This window comes from Klebsiella sp. LY, assembly GCF_004010915.1.
In the GTDB taxonomy this organism is placed as follows: Bacteria; Pseudomonadota; Gammaproteobacteria; order Enterobacterales; family Enterobacteriaceae; genus Klebsiella; species Klebsiella quasipneumoniae.
The window spans coordinates 3,522,262-3,546,242 of record NZ_CP022444.1 but is presented as its reverse complement, the minus strand read 5'-3'; the positions used below and the strand labels follow the sequence as shown (position 1 = coordinate 3,546,242).

17 protein-coding genes are annotated in these 23,981 nt (G+C 50.3%); 14 read left to right on the top strand and 3 right to left on the bottom strand.

The features are described from left to right. Positions 1-142 precede the first annotated feature (142 nt). Positions 143-3,952 carry an SIR2 family protein gene (locus CE636_RS20205; RefSeq protein ID WP_025999323.1) on the bottom strand — a complete coding sequence of 1,270 codons (3,810 nt, stop codon included), beginning with the start codon at positions 3,950-3,952 and terminating at the stop codon, positions 143-145. A gap of 656 nt (positions 3,953-4,608) precedes the next feature. Here CE636_RS20205 and CE636_RS20200 point away from each other — a divergent pair. After that, positions 4,609-6,132, top strand: coding sequence for an AAA family ATPase (locus tag CE636_RS20200; RefSeq protein ID WP_071600420.1), 1,524 nt, complete (start codon positions 4,609-4,611; stop codon positions 6,130-6,132). Beyond that, positions 6,125-6,982: an HNH endonuclease gene (locus tag CE636_RS20195; RefSeq protein ID WP_071600421.1), complete on the top strand. Its 858-nt coding sequence runs from the start codon at positions 6,125-6,127 to the stop codon at positions 6,980-6,982. The genes CE636_RS20200 and CE636_RS20195 overlap by 8 nt, the downstream gene beginning before the upstream one ends. Positions 6,983-7,390: 408 nt before the next feature. On the opposite strand, the gene CE636_RS20190 is transcribed toward CE636_RS20195, so the two are convergent. Next, positions 7,391-10,156, bottom strand: a complete 2,766-nt coding sequence (locus CE636_RS20190) for a LuxR C-terminal-related transcriptional regulator (protein WP_017901008.1) — start codon at positions 10,154-10,156, stop codon at positions 7,391-7,393. Between the two features lie 255 nt (positions 10,157-10,411). On the opposite strand from CE636_RS20190, the gene CE636_RS20185 reads away from it, so the two are divergent. From CE636_RS20185 to CE636_RS20125, 12 genes are all read left to right on the top strand, one after another. Beyond that, the gene (locus CE636_RS20185) at positions 10,412-11,371 is read left to right on the top strand and encodes a thiamine pyrophosphate-dependent dehydrogenase E1 component subunit alpha (protein ID WP_017901009.1); all 960 of its coding nucleotides are present in this window, start codon (positions 10,412-10,414) and stop codon (positions 11,369-11,371) included. A gap of 11 nt (positions 11,372-11,382) precedes the next feature. Then, positions 11,383-12,402: an alpha-ketoacid dehydrogenase subunit beta gene (locus CE636_RS20180; protein WP_017901010.1), complete on the top strand. Its 1,020-nt coding sequence runs from the start codon at positions 11,383-11,385 to the stop codon at positions 12,400-12,402. 3 nt (positions 12,403-12,405) lie between these two features. Beyond that, positions 12,406-13,941, top strand: a complete 1,536-nt coding sequence (locus tag CE636_RS20175; RefSeq protein ID WP_017901011.1) for a 2-oxo acid dehydrogenase subunit E2 — start codon at positions 12,406-12,408, stop codon at positions 13,939-13,941. After that, entirely contained in the window at positions 13,931-15,328 is a 1,398-nt protein-coding gene (lpdA, locus tag CE636_RS20170; protein WP_017901012.1) for a dihydrolipoyl dehydrogenase, read from the top strand. Before CE636_RS20175 ends, lpdA begins: the two co-directional genes overlap by 11 nt. 176 nt (positions 15,329-15,504) lie before the next feature. Further along, on the top strand, positions 15,505-15,756 hold the full coding sequence (locus CE636_RS20165; RefSeq protein WP_017901013.1) for a zinc ribbon domain-containing protein: 252 nt from the start codon (positions 15,505-15,507) through the stop codon (positions 15,754-15,756). Between the two features lie 511 nt (positions 15,757-16,267). Continuing rightward, the gene (locus CE636_RS20155) at positions 16,268-17,059 is read left to right on the top strand and encodes a class I fructose-bisphosphate aldolase (protein WP_002889868.1); all 792 of its coding nucleotides are present in this window, start codon (positions 16,268-16,270) and stop codon (positions 17,057-17,059) included. 14 nt (positions 17,060-17,073) lie between these two features. Next, positions 17,074-17,625: a glycerol-3-phosphate responsive antiterminator gene (locus CE636_RS20150; RefSeq protein ID WP_017901014.1), complete on the top strand. Its 552-nt coding sequence runs from the start codon at positions 17,074-17,076 to the stop codon at positions 17,623-17,625. Between the two features lie 20 nt (positions 17,626-17,645). After that, a complete protein-coding gene (locus CE636_RS20145) occupies positions 17,646-19,184 on the top strand; it encodes an FGGY-family carbohydrate kinase (RefSeq protein WP_017901015.1) in 1,539 nt (512 codons plus the stop codon). A gap of 11 nt (positions 19,185-19,195) precedes the next feature. Continuing rightward, positions 19,196-19,957 carry an SDR family NAD(P)-dependent oxidoreductase gene (locus CE636_RS20140; RefSeq protein ID WP_017901016.1) on the top strand — a complete coding sequence of 254 codons (762 nt, stop codon included), beginning with the start codon at positions 19,196-19,198 and terminating at the stop codon, positions 19,955-19,957. A 16-nt stretch (positions 19,958-19,973) separates the two neighbouring features. After that, positions 19,974-20,969, top strand: a complete 996-nt coding sequence (locus CE636_RS20135; protein ID WP_017901017.1) for a 2-hydroxyacid dehydrogenase — start codon at positions 19,974-19,976, stop codon at positions 20,967-20,969. Between the two features lie 88 nt (positions 20,970-21,057). Further along, positions 21,058-22,320, top strand: a complete 1,263-nt coding sequence (locus CE636_RS20130; RefSeq protein ID WP_004204671.1) for a PTS galactitol transporter subunit IIC — start codon at positions 21,058-21,060, stop codon at positions 22,318-22,320. Positions 22,321-22,537: 217 nt separating this feature from the next. Then, positions 22,538-23,176 (top strand): glutathione S-transferase family protein, encoded by a 639-nt coding sequence (locus CE636_RS20125; RefSeq protein WP_017901320.1) that lies wholly within the window; start codon positions 22,538-22,540, stop codon positions 23,174-23,176. Between the two features lie 40 nt (positions 23,177-23,216). Here CE636_RS20125 and CE636_RS20120 read toward each other — a convergent pair whose 3' ends face one another. Next, positions 23,217-23,966 (bottom strand): SAM-dependent methyltransferase, encoded by a 750-nt coding sequence (locus tag CE636_RS20120; protein WP_017901319.1) that lies wholly within the window; start codon positions 23,964-23,966, stop codon positions 23,217-23,219. Positions 23,967-23,981 lie beyond the last annotated feature (15 nt).

Sequence of the window (23,981 nt, the reverse complement as noted above, 5' to 3'; positions counted from 1 at the left end):
TCTAAAAGAAGGAATGGTTAGAGGTTTTCCTTTAACCAAACTTTAACGCCTGCTTCTCATCTTAGTCAAGAACAGGCAGTAAGCGCTACGGCATGTCGAAAAGCGTTGCTGAGTAATCAACAACGGTAAAAAACCATAAATGCTAATTTTTCTCAACCAGTGCAATAAGCCGTAAGTACCGTGAATCCTTGGTCAGACTTATATCTGTATCTTCAATTAGCTCAAGAATCTTCTGCAGCTCTCCTGATGTACGCGTGAATATCTGTGGTGTTATTTTGTCCATTAAATCAAGTGTGGTTTCTGGAAAAATAGTTGCAATTGCTCCTTTACCACCGAGCTCCCGAGTGAATCTGTAGAACAAATGATCAATTGTCTCAATTGGTACTAAGTATGTTTTTACTGAATCGTAAACCTCCGGAAACTTATCGCCAGTATCGTCAAGTAAACCAACCCATGCTTTTACAGAGCTCGTGGTTCTGTATTGGCGTTCTTTGGGCCAGTCCTCTCTGATTAATGGGATCACATACTTAACCCAGCCACTCTCGTTTTTCTGCCCGACCAATCCTAACCAGGAAATAAAACGATTTCGAGCCTCGTCAGATAATGCTCGTAATATGGAGCGCATTTCATTCCTGGAAGGACTGGAGGGCTCATCAGGGTGAAACATTCTCATTAAGCCAAGCCATTGCGAAGCTCGAACTGAATAATCTTTTTCCCAAGAAAGAGATTCGATCCAAGGGATAAGGTTAAGAAAAGTTGGTTTAATAAGTTCAGCTACTGCAATTGAAGGCATAGCATTGCACTGAAGATAACCATTCCATGCTGGTTCTGCTGCAGGATGTTTTAAATCCAAAATGGGTATAAGCCATTCCTTTACCCATGCAGGATCAACAAACATTAGCCGATTTAGATTGCGAGAAGTTATAGCTATAGCGTGGTCCGCTCCTTCTCCTGGTGCAGTAAAAAGACGTTCAATACGAGACTTAATAGAGTAAGGAATAAGCGAACCAGCTTTTTTCTCTTCACTTGGCATTGCTTGAAAAAGCGCTTGAGTACATTTACCGACAGGACCATTGATTGCATGACTGAACGTGCGCCGAGACTGTATTACAACTTCTCCATTCCGGATAACTTCTTCGAAACTACCCCGTATTGCACTGGCCCCACCACTCAGTATGCCTGCTATGACATGATCGTAAACTGCCCACCCGAGATCCTCATCAAATTCAAGAGTCGCAACTAAATTTTGTTCAAGCCAGTTACTTAATGTATGTCGTAACTCGATCAAAGCTGTAACTGGCAACCGCATAATTCGGTTCAGGAATACTCGTCTCACCCTTGGTTTAAGATCTTTAGGTAACTCACTTATCATTGGCGACCAAAATTCCTTAGGGTAATCACCGCCTCTCCCTGCAATAGCGAGTGCAGACAAAGCCTTACGCGGGTTTTCTTTTATCAATCCGACAAAGGGCTGCCTACTAGTAAAGCTGTCATCTTCTCGTTTAAGTATCTCTTTTACTTTTGGGATTATTTCGTTTGCTGGAAGATCTAAGATTATATCTGGCTTTTCGTCTGTACGAACCCAACCTGTCCGTGAACCCCAATTGATGACAACAGATCTAGCCCAGCCATCATTCCAGTCAGGAATTCTTTTAATCATCGCAGTTAGTTGGTCACGATGAATAGTGGTCATTTTACAGCCGTTTAGTTCGAGATAGCGAGCGTATCTAGCTGCCAGTATCTCCCTTTTTTTTGGAATTTCTTCCTCAGGAAAAGAAAGTGAATGGTTCGGACCGGTTAAAATATGCTCTATAATTCGATTCTGATTTTCTTGCGAGAATTCTTCCCAACGATCAGTGAGCAGAAAAAGAAGTTCGCGGGTAACATTTGTGTCCCAAAATTCATCTTGATCCAAGGATAAAATCTCTTCAACAACACGGTTAGCCTCAAAGACGTCTGTTTTACTGAATGCATAAAGTCTAAGCTTTCGGAAGAAAAATGGCTCCTTTACTGGCCAAGTTGTTACATGTGCGTTAGCTAATTCTGGCCACTTCATAGCAACTCGGTCAAAAAGGTGGACAAACCATGTCAATATCTCCGCACCTTTCGAGAAATGTTCTTCACCTTCAACCGCACGTTCTGGATAACAACTTGGGCTTGGAAAGTAGTACGTATCAATTTCCTCTAACATTCCGGAGGCAATTATTATTTGCTCTTCTAAAACGCTAAATACTGGTAGTAATACCTTGTCAGGTATGTCTAAATCGTCATCATGTCTTTCGGTAAACACAACTTCAAATTGGCCTAATTCGCTGAACTGGAGTTCCTCCCAGGAGCCACTTGGTGGTCTGACTTCACCCAATCCATATGGCGATTTCATTTCCAATCGGGGTGCCATTACCCTACGAAAATCTCGTAATACACCAGCTGTCCAGCCTTGGTTTGTAATTCGAGCTTTTAAGTCGTACCAATCAACGTCATAACGACGATTGCGAGGATCTCTATGATGTTCGAGAATTAAGCTCCACAGTTGACGAGAGCGTTTGTGGATTGATGTTGAATACTCAATGTTGCGTTCAATATTTTGTAGTAGTAGGGGATGAATGCTGATTTTTCTGATAGCCCACCAAGCCATCACGGGGCTGTCTAGAGATTTGCATAGCCAGGCCATTAGATGACTCAATCGTTTCGGCATTGCCTCAAAACATCCAGCCAAACGATGGTAATCTGACGGATTATCATCTTCGTCGCGCCATTCAAGGAGATTATCGTTATTCACTCCACGCTTACGTTCATCGTCAGAGATATCTTGCAGATCGTCATCAAGTCCATAAGCTTCTTGCGGATCGAAGGTCTCTGCATCATTGTCATCAATCGTGTAGTATCTTTTCTTCTGTTTGGCTGACCGAATATTTGCATCCATCACACAAATCCACTCTGGATGAGGAATAGGAACAGCTTCAGAAAACAATTTCGCACCTTGTGTAGTGCGAAGTATATGGGCAAGTTGACCACGTTCATACGGCGCTAGAACTTTAGGATCTTGCTGGCTTTTAGCGATAATAGACGCTCGCCATCGACGTGGATCATCTGCTCGCTCAGCCCATGCTTCCAAAGTCTTCCAAAGAGCTGGATGATCGGAATAGGCTATGGCTGTAACTCCTCTGTCACGCCATTTGGCTTCGATATCCTCGGCAAGGCCGCGATCAAATGCATAAAGTCTGGAACGATCATATTGGCCATCATGATTGAGACCCTGAAGGAGGTATTTAACTGGTGGGTCTTCTGCCTGATAACCGACCAAAACAACGATGTATCGTTCCAGAAGAAGCTTAATAAAATTGGTCGCCCATCCTTCTGAAAGATATGCTCGTCCAAAGTCTGCACTGCTCAGCACATAAGGATGGTTTACAGCATTTTCGTCGACCAGGCGGCCGTGAAGATATGTTATTCCCTCAATTGTCGAACCGAAATTCAGATTTGGGAAAGCTGGCGGCACATATCGAGTTAGATTATCTTGCGCTTGGTTATCCTCGAACAGTCGGTCAAAGTTCGTTGTGACAATCTGTGGGACACCACTCTGATTTGAGGAAATTCTTTTAATCAGGGCATGCTCACGTCCAATCTCTATATCAGTTCTTGCAGTCCCCAGACGCTTTGATACCAAAGAATTCACCTCATCCTTGCCATATTCCAGATGTAGGAGGTTGAAAATTTGGTCGAGAGGGACATTTGCCGAAGATTGGTCGTGCAGCCATGGGCGAAATGCGGCCATGATTTCTGAATCGTGTGGTGGATCAAAGTATTCAATTACATGCCGGGTAAGCTCTACAAAGCTTGGCATCCCTGAAGGTAATGAAACCCCAGCACCACAGAGAAATACAACTCGACCTGTATCACAGCGTTCTAAGAGGATATCGGGTATGGAAGGCCCTTCAGGGTGGAATCTCATGAGCTCAACTTTTCTAAGCGTTAATGTCTGCTTGGATTCTACTATTCATAGCCATGTGATGAACACTGGTAATGAAAAAACCTTGGTCATTCAAGTGATTCATCTCAAAGTAAACGATATGAATTGCCACTGTTTTGGTAGTCATCCTTTTAGGTGGCTGGACTGACCCCGCCCCGGTAGACGATCCTGCCCTATAGTTGGACTGCCCCACAAAAGTGCCAACTTCCGCTTCACGCTCATAGCGGAGATTCAGCCCAATTATCTTGTCTGCTTCGTGCCAAATGCAGACATTATCATGTACCAATCAACGCGACGTCAGCCTGTCAGCCAGCTAGTTGGTGATGGAAGTGAGTTGTCAAAAGTTGTAGCTCCCTACCAGCGCCATCGGGGATTCTTGAGTGTACCCACCCTAAGTTACAGTTGCTTCATTGTGAAAGCTTATATTTGAGATAAACCAAAAAATCTCCTTATGTATCAGTAAATTATAATCATAGTTAAAACAGAGGGTTAATGGTTTTTTTGTCAATTAGAATCACTTACAAAGAGAACAATTGATTTTGCCAACCCAACTGCAAAAATGAATAAAAGTATGGAGATTTAATACTCTATGGACATAATGATGTTTACTATACTCATGCAGGATAATCGAGCATTTTATGAACATTTTAATCATCCCTCGAGAGCAAAGAATCCCTTATTCAGGGGTAAACACAGCTTATCTACATGTTGATCGCTGGGATGATTACTCTTTCATAACAATGTTTTATTTGTCTTTACATGATGAATCAGGAAATTTGCATGAAATTGGAAATGTAAAAATTGGATTTCAAGGTCAAGTTATTGGAAAGCCAACACATACAACCCTAGGGCATGCATTTCAGGCTTTACCAAATGGATATTTTTCAGTTGGTCAAGACGTGGAATATTATCAAAAAATATTTAATCTTTCCGATTCTATAAAAAATAAAATTCTTGAATCATTAAAGGATATAGCTTATTCATCAGAGGCCATGGCATTAGCTGAGACCGAAGCTGTTTTTAAAACATCTCTTCTTAGAGATGTTAGTTTGTCAGTTATCAAAGGTCAGTTTACTAGGGTTATTGAAGGAAAGAATCCATTAACAAACTTTGAATTTAAATTCATGAGGCCTGCTACGGAAAAAATTTCAGGCATTGAGTTAATGTTTAAAGTTGAAATAGATGAAAAACCCAGTACAAATATTCATGCGATAATAGGTAGGAATGGAGTCGGTAAAACAACCCTTCTAAATGGAATGATTGAGGCAGTTACCAGCAGAGGACATTCAAATTCAAAATTTTATGATGTTGAGGGTTTTTCTGAAAGTCCAATCGGAAAAGATTATTTTAGTAGTTTAGTTTCAGTCTCTTTCAGTGCTTTTGATCCTTTCGAACCCCCGACTGAACAAGATGATCCTTCAATGGGAACATGTTACTTCTATATAGGTTTAAAAAAAGCAGGTGAAGTTCTTAAGGGGCTTAATGATATTCATGAAGATTTTATTCAAGCATTAAAGCAATGTTTTAGCCAAGGCCCTAAAAAAAAGAGGTGGGTAAGCGCTATTGATACCCTTGAATCTGATGAGAATTTTGAAAGTATGGATCTTAAAGATCTTGTGCGGTTTACCGGTGCAGATTTAGTTAATAATGCTCGAAAGCTAATAAAGAAAATGAGTTCAGGACATGCTATTGTTCTATTAACCATCACACGATTAGTTGCTACTGTAGAGGAAAAAACATTAGTTCTAATCGATGAACCTGAAAGCCATCTACACCCTCCATTGCTTTCAGCTTTTATTCGAGCGCTATCAGATTTGTTACTTGACCGCAATGGCGTAGCTCTCATCGCAACACATTCACCAGTAGTCCTTCAGGAAGTGCCTAGAAGTTGTGTTTGGAAGCTCAATCGTTCTCGATTAGTAACAGTGGTGCGTAGACCAGATATAGAAACGTTTGGTGAAAATGTTGGGGTTTTAACGAGAGAAGTTTTTGGTCTAGAAGTAGTGAAGTCGGGTTTTCATGATTTATTAACAAAATCTGTTGAATCAGGTCAATCTTATCAAGATATAATTAATGAATATAAAGGTCAGCTTGGGGTTGAAGCAAGGGCACTATTAAAAGCTTTAGTGATCCACCGGGATAGGGGGGCAACTAGTGTTTAAACTTAAAAGACCAATATTTACTTATGGTAATGCATTAACTCTATGTTGTAATGGAATTACTGGGAATAATGATTTACTAGAAAAAGTTCATAAAGCTTCAACTGATTTGGAGTTACAAGTAAGTTCTTATGAAAATTCAGCATTAACTGAAGAGCTTTTCACAATTCAACCTATCAAAATGGATGATGTTGCAGATCCTGTAATATTAAAAGGTTTGAAAAAATCTGATTTCATAAAATTATATACACTTTATTTGGTCGGAATGACGAAGCCAGCAAGAGAAATTTATGATGTACTTATGGCTTCAGCTAATGAAAGATGTCCGTTTTGTGGTGGAATAGGGCGTCCAAGGAACCTAGACCATTACTTACCAAAGGCATATTTTCCACAGTTTGCCATTGCACCGATGAATCTTGTTCCATCCTGTCGGGATTGTAATATGGATGGTAAGGGAGAAGATTTTGCCACGTCAGCTGGTGAGCAAATACTTCATCCTTATTTAGATAATGATCGCTATTTTAATGTTCAATGGATTTTTGCGCGATACTTAGCGGGTGCCCAAGGTGAACCTGGGGTAATTGAATATTTTGTTTCTCCTCCTGTTGAATGGGACGCAAATCAAAAAGAGCGAGTCATAAAGCATTTTAATGATTTTAATCTGTCGTTAAGATATTCGAAGGAAGCAAGCGCAAGACTTGGTACTTTATTATCTCAATATGATGGATTGCTTAAAATAACATTGGATAAAGAAACATCGAAGCAAATTATATTTCAGACAGTTATAGACAATGCGGCATTTGTCAATCATTGGGAAAGGGTTATGTGTTTGGCACTTATGAGAGATCTTTAGTGTAGCAAAAGGTTCATTCCAGCTTATTCAGGACATCCAATTTGCAAAACGGCTTAGTGTAAAGATGGATTTGGAGGGCACCTTTTGGGGTGCCTTATATGTTGTGTTTTAATATTATTGTTATAAAGCAATGTGTTTCCATTTGTGAATTGTTCCTATTATCGGCACCACCTCAATCAAAACGTTACAGAAAACACTCGCCTAAAGCCTCACTGTGATGACTTTCCCCTGGCGTCGCCTCCTTAAAACCAATGTTCATATCGCTGAGCCTGGGCATCAAAACTGCCATCACTGTTCAGAGAGCTCCCCATGGACTTACAAGTACCTCACTTATCCATGGCTCATAGCCCGTTAAGAAAGTGGCTCGTTTGAATAATATTTTGTGCCCAGCCCTCCCTGTTCAAACCGTTAATCCAGTAATTTCATCTCCAGCGCCCGGCTCATCGCTTGAGTGCGACTATTCACTTTAAGCTTCGCGTAGATGTTTTTGATATGCCATTTGACCGTCTCGGCAGAAATAGCGAGGGAGCGAGCGATTTCTTTGTTCATCTGACCTTCAGCGATCAGTTGTAATATCTGCAACTCTCGCTCGCTGAGTTCCCCATGAATATCGGGGCTTCCACTATTAAACGGTGTTCCATCTGCAGGCGCGCGCTTGCCGGCCCAGGGTTCATGGACTATCCCTTCCTCTGTACAAGCCGAAGAGGAATCGTTCATACCGATAAGCAAAGGTTGCAATGTATCGCCAGCGTCAAGAAAGAGGCCTTTGAGATGCTGTTGTTCAGCCAGCTGCACGACAGGCTGAAATGTCGTGCGCGCTGCCGCAGTTTTGCCGCTGTGCCACAAGGCTAATGACCAGAGCGTACGCAGACGCGCTGCGGTTAACCTGTCCCCCCGGCTTTCCTGATCGGAGACCATCTCAGCCAGTAGAATGCAGGCTTGCGGCGCCAGGCCTCTGGCGAGAAGAAGCCGGCTGCGGCTAAGGGATGCAGACATAACCATAGCGCGTTGGCAGGGATGTTCGGCATCCATTCTGAAGCTGGCGGCCATTTGTTCAAGCTGTCGCTGCAGTTGCTCTGCGCCTGTGAAATTGCCGCTCTGCAGTCGCACCCTCACCTGCTCGGCTAACATCATGGCCTGGAGCCGTTGCCAGCCGCGAGACACCGCAAGACGCTGCGCATGCTCCAGCAATCGCTCGGCCTCATACGGCATATCGCCGTCCAGGGCCTGACGCGCGAGATAGGTATAGCAACGACTCAGCGCGTCGGGTGGACTGAATCGGTCGATGAATTCGAGCCGATCGGCTAACAGATGCTCGGGCGAGTCCCCCCTCTGACATTCATAGGCTATCTCCGCCAGCAGCGGCGCCAGCGTCGCGCCACTGGTCGACTGGGTACCGGTATAACATTCAGCCTGGCGCAACGTTTTCTCTGCATACCACCCGGCTTTTCCCAGATCGCCCTGACAAAGATGGCACTGGGCAATGATAAACGCGCGATAAACCGAGACAAACAGATTATCTAAAGGACTTTCCGGAGAGGGCATATGCTGTTGAACCTCCAGCGCGTCGTGATAGCGCTGGTTAACAACATGGCAATAGCTGAGAATATTGCATATCAGACCATCAACCCAGGTGTCACCGCAGGGCACTTCGGCCAGCAACGGCTGAACAATAGCCAGACTCTCCGGGATGTTTTCCGCAAAGGCTTCGCAAATTGCCCGCACAACGCGCAATTTACACCAGGTGCTGCGAGTTAAATCCTCACGATGATGAAGTACCATCTGATCGAGGTTATCAAGCAGCTGCCTCGACTCATCAAAGTGGAAATAATGCGCCAGTGCCCAGGCCAGGTTAATTTGCAGGTCAATGCGCGAAGGATCGGTGCTGGGCGGTAAATGATGCATCCATGAGATCAGGGTATCGATATCCCCTTCTTCCGCCAGTGACTGAGCGCTTGCGCCATCCTGCACGGGGCTATGCACCGGCTTGCCTGCGCTGAGCGCATGGCGTACCGCCTCAGACCACAGCTTCTGTTCGACGAACCAATGACTGGCTAATTCATGTAGCTGTTTGCGATCAATAGCGTTGTTCTGCTGCAGCATGGTCCGAAGATTTTCCTGCAACAGAGGGTGGTAGCGAAACCAGTAGCCTTGTTCGTCAAGGGCTGACAAAAAAAGGTTGTGTCGCTCAATCCATGCCAGCATTGCTTGACTGTCATCTCGTCCTGTCACTGCATTGCATAGTTCGGCATTTAACCGGCTGAGGAAGGACGTTTTCACCAGGAAATCGAGAACCTCTTCCGGCAGCGGGTCCAGTACCACCTCTTTCAGATAGCGGGCAATGGACCGTGTTCCTCCATGCATATTGCGCAACAGATGCTCGGGATCATGCTGTAATTCTGCCGACAATGAAGCGATCTTCATCCCTGCGATCCAGCCCTCTGTCACGGACTGTAGCCGCTGTGCATGGTGGTTGCTGAGGGGTAGCGCAACCGTACGGCTAAAATAGTGTTTTGTTTCTTCGAGCGTGAATTGCAGGTCTCGATCATAGATCTCCACCAGTTGGTCCTGGGCCTGCAGCTGGCTCAGCGCAAGATTCGGGTGGAAACGGCTGCCAATGATCAGATGCAAGGCGGCAGGCGCATGCTTGATTAAATACCCCAGCGCTTCATAGACCCCACGATCGTTAATCACGTGGAAGTCGTCGATAATCAGGTACACGTCATGCGGGCAGTAGTGTAGCTGGTTAATGAGCCCGGCCAGCAGTTGCTCGGAGCTGGAGAGCTTCTGTTCTTCCATGTCACGCCAGAAATCGGCGTCCCAGTCAGCATAGAGTGGACGCAATGCTTGCAGCAGATAAGGAATAAACTGCCATACGTCATCATCATCCTCATCGAGGCTCAGCCAGGCGATACGTTCGCCCTGGGCGACCATCTGCTGATGCCATTGCGCCAACAGAGTGGTTTTGCCAAATCCAGCGCCGGCGCAGACGACGCCCAGCCGGCACTGCTGAACGGGACTGAGAAGCTGAAGCAGCCGGGGGCGCTCCAGCAATTGTATCGAGGAGCGAGGCGGGACGAATTTGGTCAGGATTAGCGGCAAGCCTCGCGTCAGCCGCAATGGCCCGGAGACCAGTGAGGGTGATTGGCGACTTTCTAAATCCGATGGCTTCATCCGTGGTTATCTACTCGCTTTGTTTTTTTTCAATTGTACGCCAGCCCCCGGGATGACATGGGACAGCCAAACTTTATTACTACACAAAATTTAGAAAGTTTGACCTCAAGCATGAAAACCCCCACCTACCCCCCCCATGAAGGTGGCTTCGCACTCCCTTTAACCGCTCGTAGATTCATTGCATGGGTGTGGCCAGGGTTATCCGCCCTGTCTGTTGGCCCCGCCTGAGTGACCTTTATTGAGGAGAATTAAACGATGCTCAGCAAACAGGCGTTATTGCAGGCTTACCGCAAGATGCGGGAGATCAGGACCTTTGAAGAGCGGTTGCATCAGGAAAATACCAGCGGTGATATTCCGGGCTTCATTCACCTTTACACCGGCGAGGAAGCCATCGCGGTGGGGGTCTGCGAAAATTTAACGAGCGCAGATTTCATTGGTTCAACACACCGTGGACATGGCCACTGTATTGCTAAAGGTTGCGACATTCACGGCATGATGGCCGAAATATTCGGTAAGGACAGCGGGTTATGTCGCGGTAAGGGCGGGTCGATGCACATTGCCGATCTGTCGAAAGGAATGCTGGGGGCGAACGCTATCGTTGGGGGAGCCCCTCCCCTGGCCATCGGCGCCGCGCTAACGGCAAAGACGCTAAAAACCGGCAACGTCGGTGTCTCTTTTACGGGCGATGGGGGTTCTAATCAGGGCCTGGTCTTTGAAGCCATCAATATGGCCGTCGTGCTCCAGCTTCCAGCCGTCTTTATTTTCGAGAACAACGGTTACGGCGAAGGGACCGGTCACGACTACGCCGTGGGTGGGCGTGATATCGCCCGACGCGCCGCTGGCTTCGGCCTGCCGGCAGTGACCGTTGATGGCACCGATTTCTTTGCCGTTTATGAGGCAACCTCAGAGGCGGTCAAGCGTGCGCGAGAAGGCGGTGGCCCAAGCGTCATTGAGGCCAAAGCCTTCCGCTGGCATGGTCATTTTGAGGGCGATCCCGCGCTATACCGCGCGGAAGGTGAAGTGCAACGCCTGCGTGAACAACATGATCCGCTGAAGATTTTCACCGCTAAGGTCAAGCAGCATATCACCCAGGAAGAACTGACGGCGATTGACGAGGAAGTAGAAGGCCTGGTCAACGATGCGGTATTGAAGGCCCGCGCCGCTGCCTATCCGGCTCCGGAAGACCTGCTGACAGACGTTTATGTCTCATACTGAGGGTGATAACTATGGCGATTAAAACTTATCGTGAAGCGGTCAAGGAAGCCCTGGCCCAGGAAATGGAACGCGATGAACGCGTGGTGCTGATCGGTGAAGACTTACGTGGCGGTCATGGCGGAAATGCGCCCGAAGAGGCGAAGATAGAAGCCTTTGGCGGTGTGCTTGGGGTCACTAAAGGGCTGTGGACGCAGTTCGGCTCCGATCGGGTGATCGACACGCCCATTACCGAGTCGGCCATTATCGGTATGGCGGCCGGCGCCGCAGCGACGGGTCTGCGGCCGGTCGCGGAATTGATGTTCATGGATTTTTTTGGCGTGAGTCACGATGCGCTGTACAACCAGGCGGCTAAGTTCCGCTACATGTTTGGTGGCAAAGCCAGGGCCCCGCTGGTGATGCGAGGTATGATCGGCGCGGGGTTTTCCGCCGCGGCCCAGCATTCACAGTCACCCTATAATATCTTTGCCACCACCCCAGGGCTGAAGGTGGTGGTGCCCTCGACGCCTTATGACGTCAAGGGTCTGTTAATCCAGTCCATTCGCGACGACGACCCGGTGGTATTCTGCGAGCATAAAATGCTGTACGACCTCAAGGGCGAGGTACCGGACGAGAGCTATACCATCCCGCTAGGTGTAGCCAACTATACCCGCGAAGGAGAGGACGTCACCATCATTGCGCTGTCGGCAATGGTGCATAAAGCCAACCAGGTGGCGGACAAGCTGGCCAAAGAGGGGATCTCGGTCGAGGTGGTCGACCCGCGAACCATTTCGCCGCTGGATGAGGAAGGGATTCTGGAATCGGTGGCTTCCACGGGGCGGGTCGTGATTGTCGACGAATCCGCGGCACGCTTCGGTTTTGCTCATGATGTCGCAGCGCTGATTGCGTCCCAGGCATTCCATTTCCTCAAAGCGCCCGTTCTGCTGGTGACGCCGCCACACACGCCGGTCCCGTTCTCCCCTGCTCTCGAAAAACTCTGGATCCCTGGCGTAGAACGTATCGAAGCCGCCGTCCGTCAAGTGCTGGAGGATTAACCGATGAGCGAAATCAAGACGCTTGAAATGCCAAAGTGGGGGCTTTCCATGGAGGAAGGCTTGCTCGCTCGGTGGGCAATCCAGGAGGGTGACAGCTTCACCCCAGGGCAGGAAATCTGTGAGATTGAAACCAGTAAAATCGTTAATGTGCTGGAGGCACCCTTTGCCGGTACGTTACGTCGGATAATCGCCCGCGAGGGTGAGACGCTTCAGGTAGGCGCCGTGCTGGCCCTGGCGGCTGACGCGTCGGTCAGCGATGCTGAACTGGACGAATTTGCTGCCAGCCTGGCTTCGGCGAAACCCGCAGCCCCTGGCCCGGAGTCTGCCGCGCCGGGCGTAGCGGCACAGGCAGGCGCTAAGCCAGCTTCCGTTGTTTCCCCGCCATCCAACAGCCCCGAGCCCCCTGTTGGGCAGACCGATATCCCCGTTAGTCTGCAAGGCGTGACCGATGTGACTCAGGTTAATGCCACGCCCCATGCGTTACGACTCTCTGCCCGCTGGGGTGTCGACCTGAAAAAAGTCCGCGGCAGCGGGCGCGGGGATCGTATCTCTGTTTCTGATCTGGAAAGCGCGATCGTTGCCGCCGGCGGTCGTCTGGCCTCTCCGACGCCTCCCGTTCGTCGCAGCAAAGCGCCCCGCTCGCATGCCGATGACAGCCAGGTATCGGCCACCCCGCTGGCGCGCCGTCTGGCCGGCAAACTGGGTATCAACTTACATGACTGCCGAAGCAGCGGTTCACGCGGTCGAGTGAGTCGCGATGATGTGCTGGCCGCGGCGTTGTTACTCGACGAGCACCCGCAGACCAGCCCTGTGCAGGAGAGTGCCCCGGCACCCTTTGAGAGCATCCCGATGTCCGGTATGCGGCGGGCTATCGCTTCTCGCCTGCAAACGTCCAAGCAACAGTCTCCCCACTTCCGTTTGAACGTCGATCTCGATCTGGAACGACTGTTAGCGTTACGTCAGGACATTAACCGCGAAGTACCCGGCGTCAAGATTTCGGTTAATGACCTGTTGGTGAAGGCCTGCGCCCTGGCTTTGGTGGCCGTGCCTGACGTCAACATCCAGTTTGATGAAGCGACACAAAGTATCCGCCGCTTTGCGGATGCCGACATTTCGGTGGCCGTTGCGCTGCCTGCCGGGCTAATTACCCCTATTGTTCGCTCGGCGAACCGGAAATCGATTAGCGACATATCGAACGAAATTCACTCGCTGGTGACCAGAGCCAAAGCGGGCACGCTGAAGCCGGAAGAGTTCCAGGGCGGGACCTTTAGCGTGTCAAATCTGGGAATGCTCGGCGTCCGGCAGTTTGACGCCATCATCAATCCACCGCAAAGCGCAATCCTCGCCATTGGCGCCGGCGAGCTCCGGGCGGTAGTACGCGACGGGCAAATCGTCGCGCGCCAGCAAATGACGGTATCGCTATCCTGCGATCACCGGGTCATCGATGGCGCGGCAGGTGCGGCTTTTCTCCGGGAACTCAAGCGACTGATTGAAATCCCGACCTTGATGTTTATCCAGGAGACGAGCTATGCACGATAAATACGATGTGCTGATCATCGGCGGTGGTCCTGGGGGATACGTTGCCGCCATCCGTGCCGGTCAGCTAGGGCTTCGTACCGCATTAGTGGAAAAACAGCATCTGGGCGGCATCTGCCTGAACTGGGGATGCATTCCAACCAAGGCGCTGCTGCATGGCGCTGAGGTTGCGCACACTATCACCCATGCCAGTCAGCTGGGCATCAGCGTGGGCGAGGTGAACGTCGATCTGCAAAAACTGGTGCAATTTAGCCGTAACGTATCGCAACAGCTCACCGCAGGGGTTGCGTACCTGTTGAAGAAAAATGGCGTGCAGGTCATTGATGGCACCGCGCGGCTGCGCGGCAAGGGGCAAATCACGGTCGAGGATGCACGCGGTGAAGCGCGCGATTACCGGGCCGATCACGTGATCCTGGCAACCGGCGCCCGGCCACGCGCATTACCAGGCATCACGCCAGATGGCGAATATATCTGGACCTATTTCGAGGCGCTGCGGCCTAAGCTATTACCCAAGTCGCTCTTAATCATCGGTTCAGGGGCGATTGGCGTCGAGTTCGCCAGCCTTTATAACGATCTGGGCTGTAAAGTGACGCTGGTCGAGCTAGCTTCGCAGATTTTGCCAGTGGAAGATGCCGAGGTGTCTGCAGCAGTGCGTAAGTCATTCGAAAAACGCGGTATTCAGGTCCATACCCAGACCCTGGTGACGCAAGTACAGCTCACCGATACCGGGGTGCGCTGCACACTGAAAAACACCGGCGGCGAATATTCCCAGGATGTCGAACGTGTGCTGCTGGCGGTCGGCGTACAGCCGAATATTGAAGATCTGGGGCTGGAAACGCTGGGCGTTGAGTTAGACCACGGTTTTATCAAGACGGACGCGGCTTGTCGCACTAACGTATTCGGGCTTTATGCCATCGGCGATGTAGCCGGCCCGCCGTGTCTGGCGCACAAGGCCAGCCACGAAGGCGTGATCTGCGTTGAAACCCTGGCCGGTGTCGAAGGCGCCCATCCGCTTGATCGCGACTATGTACCCGGTTGCACTTATGCCCGGCCTCAGGTTGCCAGTCTGGGCCTGACGGAATCGACGGCTCTGGCCAGGGGACGGCCCGTCAGGATCGGTAAGTTCTCTTATCAGAGCAATGGTAAGGCGCTGGCCAGCGGCGAGACAGAGGGTTTTGTGAAGACGATTTTCGATGCTGAAACCGGCGAGTTGCTGGGCGCGCATATGGTTGGCGCACAGGTCACGGAACAGATCCAGGGCTTTGGCATCGCCCGTCACCTGGAGGCCACAGACGAAAGTCTCCTGTCGATGATCTTTGCGCATCCGACACTTTCCGAAGCGATGCATGAATCCATACTCGCGGCCTGCGATCAACCGTTGCATCAATAAAAAATAAGGGAGGCGATAGCTGTGCGATACGGAGTAAGTTCCCGTTATCCCTCCCGCACTCCCCGGCAGAAGATCCCCAACAACGGTTACGGCAGGATCTATTGATCTGAAACGCTAAGCGCCATGCGTAAATTCTGTATGTTTAGTAGACAACCAAACGACAGGAGGGGCGATCTATGACACAGCACGAAAGTTTTTGCCAGGCCTGCGGAATGCCGATGTCCGCACCTGATGCGCAAGGGACCAGCGATAAATATTGCGCGTATTGCAGCGACAGCGACGGTAATCTGAAATCCTGGGAAGAGGCCGTATCCGGTCTGGCGGCTTTTCTCGACTCCTGGCAAAAGGTGGGCGTAGCGGAATCACGGAAACGGGCAAAACGTTATCTGACGGCGATGCCTGCCTGGGCGCACAAAGCGGATGAGTAATTTGCCCGGGCGGCAGGATGAAATCAGTAGGGACAGATCGCCATGCCGACAACATTGCTATAGCGTTTTTGTACGCCATCCGGACAGGAATAAATGCGCGTTGTAGATGACGACCTGCAGGCATAGGCATGCATGGATGCGATCTTCATGCGGATGAAATAAACGCCTGGCGTTCTCACCCTTGACCAGATGCGTTATTGCCTGGTTTTTAAAGGTTCTGTTTCTGTATTTAACCCGGCACTTCTCATGGAATACAACATATTGATGTGATGAATCTCTCATTTCAACGATACCAACTGGACAATAAGTTATCGCGTGTGTTAGTTATTTAATCACGCAAGAGAATAGATTTAATTTAAACAAAAGTTAAACCTTTCTCACTTTGCTAAAAAATTGCATTGATAATGCTTTGGATTCCCGAACCATTATCAAAAGGGTATGTGAACAGAAAGCCCTCAGAGACGCGAGTCTCTGAGGGCTTTTTTTTGTTTTTTATCTCAGGAGTAAATAAATGTCTAAAGAACGTCGTCTCTCAAGAATATTCGCAAAAGATGGTAAATCCGTGACCTTAGCGCTGGATGGCTACTATTTTTCCACGAAAACAAATGGTATTGATAATACGATAAATCAGCTCCCTGCTCTGGTGGAACACGGCCTGGATTGCGCGCTCGTCACGTACGGCATGTTGAAGAATTATCGTGAAGCGCTGAACAGCGTTCCCGTTGTGTTACGCGTCGACAGCACGGTCAGTATCTTTGACAATACCGTTCCCGATACTACCCCCGTTTTTTCCGTCGAAGATGCGCTTAAAGTCGCTGCCGAGGGCGTGGTCTGCATGACCTTCCCCGGCGCCTTCAATGAAGAAAAAACCCACATTATGGCGATGCAGCTCGCGCAGGCAGCGGATCGCTGGAACGTACCGCTGATTGTCGAATCGCTCCCGTATGGTTATCCCGTCACCAGCGATGACTCTAACAATCCGGCGATCATCGCTGCATCGGCCCGCGCAGCGGTGGAGCTGGGCGCGGACGTCATCAAAACGCGTTTTACCGGTTCACCAGAGGACCGACTGATCGTTGAAGCTGCTGGCGTGCCGGTGCTTGCCTTAGGGGGGCCAAAAACCGGCATCGATGGTTACTTCAAATTTGTTCAGCACTGTATGCAGATGGGTGCGAAAGGCGTGGCTGTGGGACGAAACATTACCCAGGATCCGCAGCCGGCGAAAGTGGTAGCAGGTCTGAATGCCATCATCCATGAAAACGCAACAGCGGAAGATGCATACAGCCTCTACATGGCTAAATAACATCGGAAATTAATATGATTTTAAATAACACCATCATCCCTTCCATCAGGAAGTATAAATACTTTGAGAAAGCATTATCCTGCCAGTCAGAATATGTGCTGCTATCCGAAGCGAATATCGGCAATCTGCAGTCGCTGATTGGCAAATGCCATCAAAGCGGTAAGAAGGTCCTCGTTCATCTTGAATTACTGGGTGGTTTCAAACCGGATCAGGCGGGGATCAATCTACTGAAAAATTATTACAAGGTTGATGGTGTTATTTCTTCCAATCTCTCCGCGCTACGCTACGCCAAAAAAGAGGGATTGCTGACCGTATATCGGGTTTTACTTATCGATTCGCGATCGCTTGATCAGTCGCTCGATATTGTTAAACACAGTCCACCGGACGCAATTGAAATCTTACCTGCTGAATATGCCTGCCAGTGTCTGGAGTTGATTAGCCGAAATTTGAAAGGCTTTGATGTGGTATTCATCGCCGGAGGCTTTGTTAAGCGCAAATACCTTGTAGATAAAATATTCCATGCCGGATTTAAAGGGATAACCACCAGCGAGCCCGGCTTATGGTAACCAATAAGGAGTCCACGCGAATGAAAGATGAATACGTCATGGGCATCGACAATGGTGGAACCGTCACCAAGGCAGCCATCTATGACCGTAAAGGACAGGTGCTCGCCATCGCCTCAAAATCCACGCAGATGCTGACACCCCGGGAATTCCACACAGAGCGCAGTATCGATGAGCTGTGGACCGCGAATGTTGAAGTGATTAAAAAAGCGATTGCGCAATCAGGTATCGATGCCAGCCAGATAAAAGGAGTGGCCGTCACCGGTCATGGTAACGGTCTGTATCTGGTTGACGAAGAAGGTCACCCGGTGCGTAACGGCATTATATCCACCGACAGCCGGGCAAAAGAGTACGTTGAGAGATGGCAACGCTCGCCAGAATTCCTTACCGACATTTTGCCAAAAACAATGCAGTCCATCTGGGCCGGACAACCTGTCGCCTTGTTGGCATGGCTGAAGGAGTTCGAGCCCGAGACGCTGCAAAAAGCGCGTTATATTTTTATGGTCAAGGACCTGATCCGTTTTTACCTGACCGGAGAGGCTTTTCTTGAGCTGACCGATATCTCAGGCACCAACCTGATCAACGTACGTGACTGCCAGTATGACGATGAACTACTGGCATGGTGGGGACTTGATGAACTGCGGGACAAATTGCCCCCCATCAAACGCTCAACGGAATGCTGCGGAAAAATCACTGACGACGTGGCCCGTCTGACCGGTTTATGCGCAGGTACGCCGGTTTCTGGCGGGGTGTTTGATATCTCGGCCTCTTCCATTGCCTCGGGGATCAACAGTCTCGATAAGATGGCGATCGTCACCGGCACCTGGAGCATAAACGAATACGTTACCGACCACCCGGTTATTGATAAAGATCTGTTTATGACCTCCATTTATCCCATTGAGGGTAAATGGCTCATCACCGAGGCCAGCCCCACCTCCGCGAGCAACCTGGAGTGGTTTATTAACAACTTTATGGAGAGCGATCGGAAAACCTCCGCCGAACAAGGATCGTCGGTCTATGACCTGTGCAATAAGCTGGTTTCATCAACGACGCCGGATGAAAGTCACCTGCTGTTCTTTCCGTTCGTGTTTGGCTCTAACACCATTCCCGACGCCTCGGCCGGCTTTATCGGTGTCAACAGCTTCCATAAAAAAGCCCATTTTCTGCGGGCGATTTATGAGGGCGTGGCCTTCAGCCATCTCTACCACACCGAGCGCTTACGCAATATTAACCCAAAGTTAAGCCGCACTATTCGTATTGCTGGCGGCGTCACGAACTCCCCGGTCTGGCTGCAGATATTCGCCGATATCTTCCAGGCCACGCTGGAAATCGTTGACGTCAAAGAGCACGGGACCCTGGGTACCGCGATGACCGCCGCCGTTATGGTGGGCTGGTTTGCAGAGGTATTTGCGGCCTCAAACGACATGGTCCATGTCTCACGCACCGTCTCCCCTAATCCGGAAAACCACCGGGTCTACCAGACCAAATACCAGCTTTATAAAAACCTGTTATCAGAAATGCAGTCGCCGTGGAAAAGCTGCAGCAACTACATCGCGCACTAAGTGAGGAAAAAATGGATCTGAATTTAACGAATCGTACGGCCATCGTGACAGGCGGCGCAACCGGCCTGGGGAAAGAGTTTGTTCTTTCTCTCGCCAAAGAAGGCGTCAATATCTGCTTTACCTATATGCGTGAGGAAGAGCATCCCGAACGGCTGATCGAAACGGTGAAGGCCAGCGCGAACGTAGAGATCATTGCGGTCAAAACCGATCTCTCTGACGAGCAGAGCCGGGAAAATCTGTTTGCCACCTGTATCGACAGACTGGGCAAAGCCGACATTCTGGTGAATAACGCCGGGATCTGGCTGAGCGGCTACGTCACCGAGATCAGCCCGCAGGACTGGGATCTGGTGATGAATGTCAATCTGAAAGCCATCTTCCATATCAGCCAGCTGTTTGTAAATCACTGCCTGCAGCATGACCAGATGGGCAGCATTCTGAATATTACCTCGCAGGCCGCGTTCCACGGCTCCACGACGGGACATGCGCACTACGCGGCAAGTAAGGCCGGCCTGGTCGCCTTTGCTATCTCTCTGGCGCGGGAAGTCGCCAAACAAAAAATCAATGTGAACAATATCGCCGTCGGGATCATGGATACTGCGATGATCCGTAAGAACATTGAGCAAAACCCTGACTATTACGTCAGTCGTATTCCGGTGGGCCGCGTGGCCCAGCCGCAAGAAATTGCCGACATCGGAGTCTTCATGGTTTCTCCTAAGACCAGCTATATGACGGGAGCAACTCTGGACGTTACCGGCGGTATGTTGATGCGTTAATCTAGGGAGAATCATTATGAAATGTCTGGCAATTGCCGATCTGTTTATCAATGCAGCGATGATGGAATCAGGACTGAAAGCGCTCAGGGATAAGGGAATTGAAGTAGAAATACGCGAGTGGTCACATGACTCCGTTGAGAAACTTCAGGAAGATAATCTGCGGGTTGAACAGGAAGGAGCAGAAGCCGTGGCCTTACCGGAAGCGCTGCTTCAGGGAACGGATGATATTGACATCCTGATCACTCAGTTTGCCCCCGTCAATACTGCGGTGTTCGATAAACTACCAAAGCTGAAATATGTAGGCGTGCTCCGCGGTGGCGTGGAAAACGTGAATCTTCAGGTGGCGAACGCCCGGGGCGTTGAGGTGATAAACACACCGGGGCGTAACGCTCGCAGCGTCGCCGAATTCACGGTCGGCATGATCCTGACGGAAATGCGCAATATCGCCCGTTCACACGATGCCCTGCGTGACAAATACTGGCGTAAAGACAGTCCGAACCATCAGGCGATCCCGGAGCTTGGCGGAAAAGTCGTGGGGCTGGTTGGCCTCGGTCATATTGCCCAACTGGTCGCGGGATTTCTCAGTGGCTTTGGCACGGAGATTATCTTTTACGATAAGTACGTTGCAGACCATGAACGTTATGAGAAAGTCGATTCTCTGGACGAACTGGTACAACGCGCCGACGTTATCTCGTTACATGCTCGCCTGACGCCGGAAACCGAAAATCTGATTAATGCACACCATTTCGCGCTAATGAAGCGCAGTGCCATCATTGTTAACACGGCACGCTCCGGGTTAATCAATGAAAAAGAGATGGTTGATGCGCTCAGATCCGGGCAAATCATGGGCGCCGCGCTTGATACCTTTGATGACGAGCCACTCCCTGACGACAGTGCATTCTATACACTGAATAACGTGACTATTACGCCGCATATTGCCGGGAGTACCATTGACGCATTCAGTAATTCGCCCAAACTCTTCGCTGAGATCCTTTTAAAGAAACTCAGTTAAATACTAAAAGAACCATTAAAGGTATTAACAGGGCCCAATGGGCACGGGTTAACTCGTGCCCAATTCGCCCGCCTTTTAAGGAATCATTATGGATATTATCAACAGCATTATTAGTCTGGGGGCATCAGTAATGATGCCAGTAATATTCTTTATTATCGCGCTTTGCTTTGGCGTTAAAATCGGTACGGCATTTAAAGCAGGAATGCTGGTAGGCATTGGTTTTGAAGGGGTGGGGCTGGTGATTGGCCTGCTGCTGACAAATCTGGGCCCCGCATCGCAGGCGATGGTTGAGCGTATCGGCCTGCAGTTAACGGTCGTTGATACCGGTTGGCCTACCGCATCGACCATTGGCTGGGGTTCGCCGCTGATGCTGCCCGTCGTGGTGGGCTTTATCGTCATCAACCTGGCTATGCTTCTGTTGAAATTAACCAAAACGGTGAATATCGATATTTTTAACTACTGGATTTTCCTGATCATGGGGTCTGTGGTCTATGCCGGAACGGGAAATTACTGGCTTTCGGTCGGTATTACATTCGCTATTTTTGTGTTGACGCTATTGGCGGCAGATTTAACGGCTCCATATTTACAAAAAAACTATAATCTTAAAGGGATATCATTCCCACATCTTACCTGTATAGCTTACGTGCCGTTTGGCATTGCCTGTAATTACATCATTGATAAGATCCCGCTTATCAATAAAATCAATTTCGATCCGGAAAGTATTAATAAAAAATTCGGCGTTTTTGGCGAGCCTCTTACCCTGGGATTTGTGCTGGGACTGCTGTTGGCCTTCCTGGCGGGATATGACGTTTCTGCTGCCGTTTCACTGGCCATTAAGGTTTCAGCCGCCATGCTGCTACTGCCTAAAATGATTGAAATTCTGGTGCAGGGATTGTTGATTGTCCGTGATGCCGCTGAAGCAAAACTGAAGGCTAAATTCCCGGGGCGCGATTTTTACATCGGGATGGATACGGCGTTACTGATCGGTGAACCTTCGGTACTGGCGACCGGTCTGCTGTTAATCCCTATGGCTGTGGTGCTGTCTATCATTCTGCCCGGCAACCGCGTACTGCCCTTTGTCGATCTGGCTTCATTAATGTTCCTGCTGGCAATGGTCACGCCGTTCTGTAAACGAAATATGTTCCGCATGTTCATAACCGGAACCCTGATCGTGACCTGCATCCTGTATGTCGGGACGGACATTTCGCAAGAATACACTCAGGCGGCGGTGAACTCGCATATTCCAGTGCCGGAAGGGATGGCCGAGATCACCAATATCGTCGGCGGCGCCACGACGCCTGTCGGCTGGCTGGCCGTCAAGTTTGGCGAGTTTTTTAGCGCCACACCTTAGTACAAGACCACACAAGTAAACAGAGGGCAAACTGCTGCCCTCTGTTTCTTCCTCTTATACTGTGTACTGAATAGCTGGCTCAGCTACGCCCCTGGTTTGAACATCTGACCAGCGCGTCCGCCCCCTGCGCGGCGAGGTGGTTCATTTCTTTTGTGCCCCCTCACGTTTTCAACCCAACCTGCTATGCTCCTTCTTTCATTATTCTCTGGAGATCCCGATGTTGACCATCTGGGGCCGAAAAACCTCCTCTAACGTGCAGGCGCTGATGTGGTGTGTTGGCGAGCTTGGGTTGGACTATCTCCGGTTCGACGTGGGGCATCGCTATGGCGGTACCGACAGCGAGGCGTTTTATCAGCTCAATCCCAATCGTACGGTGCCAGTGCTGCAGGATGACGAAAATCCGCCGCTGTGGGAAACCGGCGCGATCCTTCGCTATTTAGCCAGTCGCTACGCCGACGACGCCTTCTGGCCGGGCGAACTGCTGGCTCGTACTGAGGTTGATCGCTGGGCCGAGTGGTCAAAGCAGAATATCGCCCTCGGCTTTACGGCGCCGGTGTTCTGGCGCGTGGTGCGCACGCCCGCCGCCGAGCGGGATCCGCAGGCCATCGCCGCGGCGGTGACGGCCCTGGAGCAAAAGCTGGCGATTGCCGAGGCACGTCTCGCCGGCAGTCGCTATCTGGTGGGCGATACCGTCACCCTGGCCGATATCCAGTTTGGTCATGTGCTGTACCGCTACTTTGCCATCGATATCACCCGTCGTCCCCTCCCCCACCTTGCGGCGTATTATGCACGGCTAACCGCACGGCCCGCCTTTCGCCAGCACGTCATGGTCAGCTACGACGAGCTGAAGGTCTGAAAATGGTCGGTAGCGCCTCCTGACGCTACCGACATACCGGTTAACGCGCCATCAGGACAAACACGCCCCAGCCGAGATATTCCCGGGTCCAGGTGACGTGGTGTAGCGGCGCAGTGGTCAACTGCTGGCGAACCTCCGGCGCGAAGTCATCGTGCGGATTGGCCTCCAGCCAGCGGCGCATCGTCAGCCATTTCGCCGCTTCATAACGATCCCAGCCCTCCTGGTCGGCCAGCACCATCTCCACCACGTCATAGCCCAGTTCGCCAAAGTGAGCGACCAGCGCCGGCAGCGTCAGGAAGTCATCGGGTGACTGCGCGCCGCAGGCAACCGCTTCTTCCGCCGTGGCGGGGCGTTTGCGCCACCATGGCTCGCCGATAAGCAGCATGCCGCCTGGGTTAAGACTCTGCTTCAGTAGCGCAATCGTGCCTGCCACTCCGCCGCCGATCCACGTTGCCCCCACGCAGGCGGCAATATCGCACGGCTGACTGGCGACATACCCGCTGGCATCCTGGTGTATGAAGGTCACCCGGTCGCTCACCCCGAGCGCTTCTGCCCGGGCGGCCGCCTGCTGACTGAATAGCAGACTCATGTCCACCCCGGTGCCGACGATCTGATGATCGCGCGCCCAGCTACAGAGCATCTCGCCGGAACCGCTGCCGAGGTCAAGAATGGTGGTGCCCGGCGCCATTCGCAGCGCCCGTCCCAGCGTGGCGTACTTTTCCGGGGTAAAAGGGTTATGAATACGGTGTTCGCTTTCACTGATAGTAAAAATGCGAGGGATATCGATCATGGGTGTTTCTCCTTG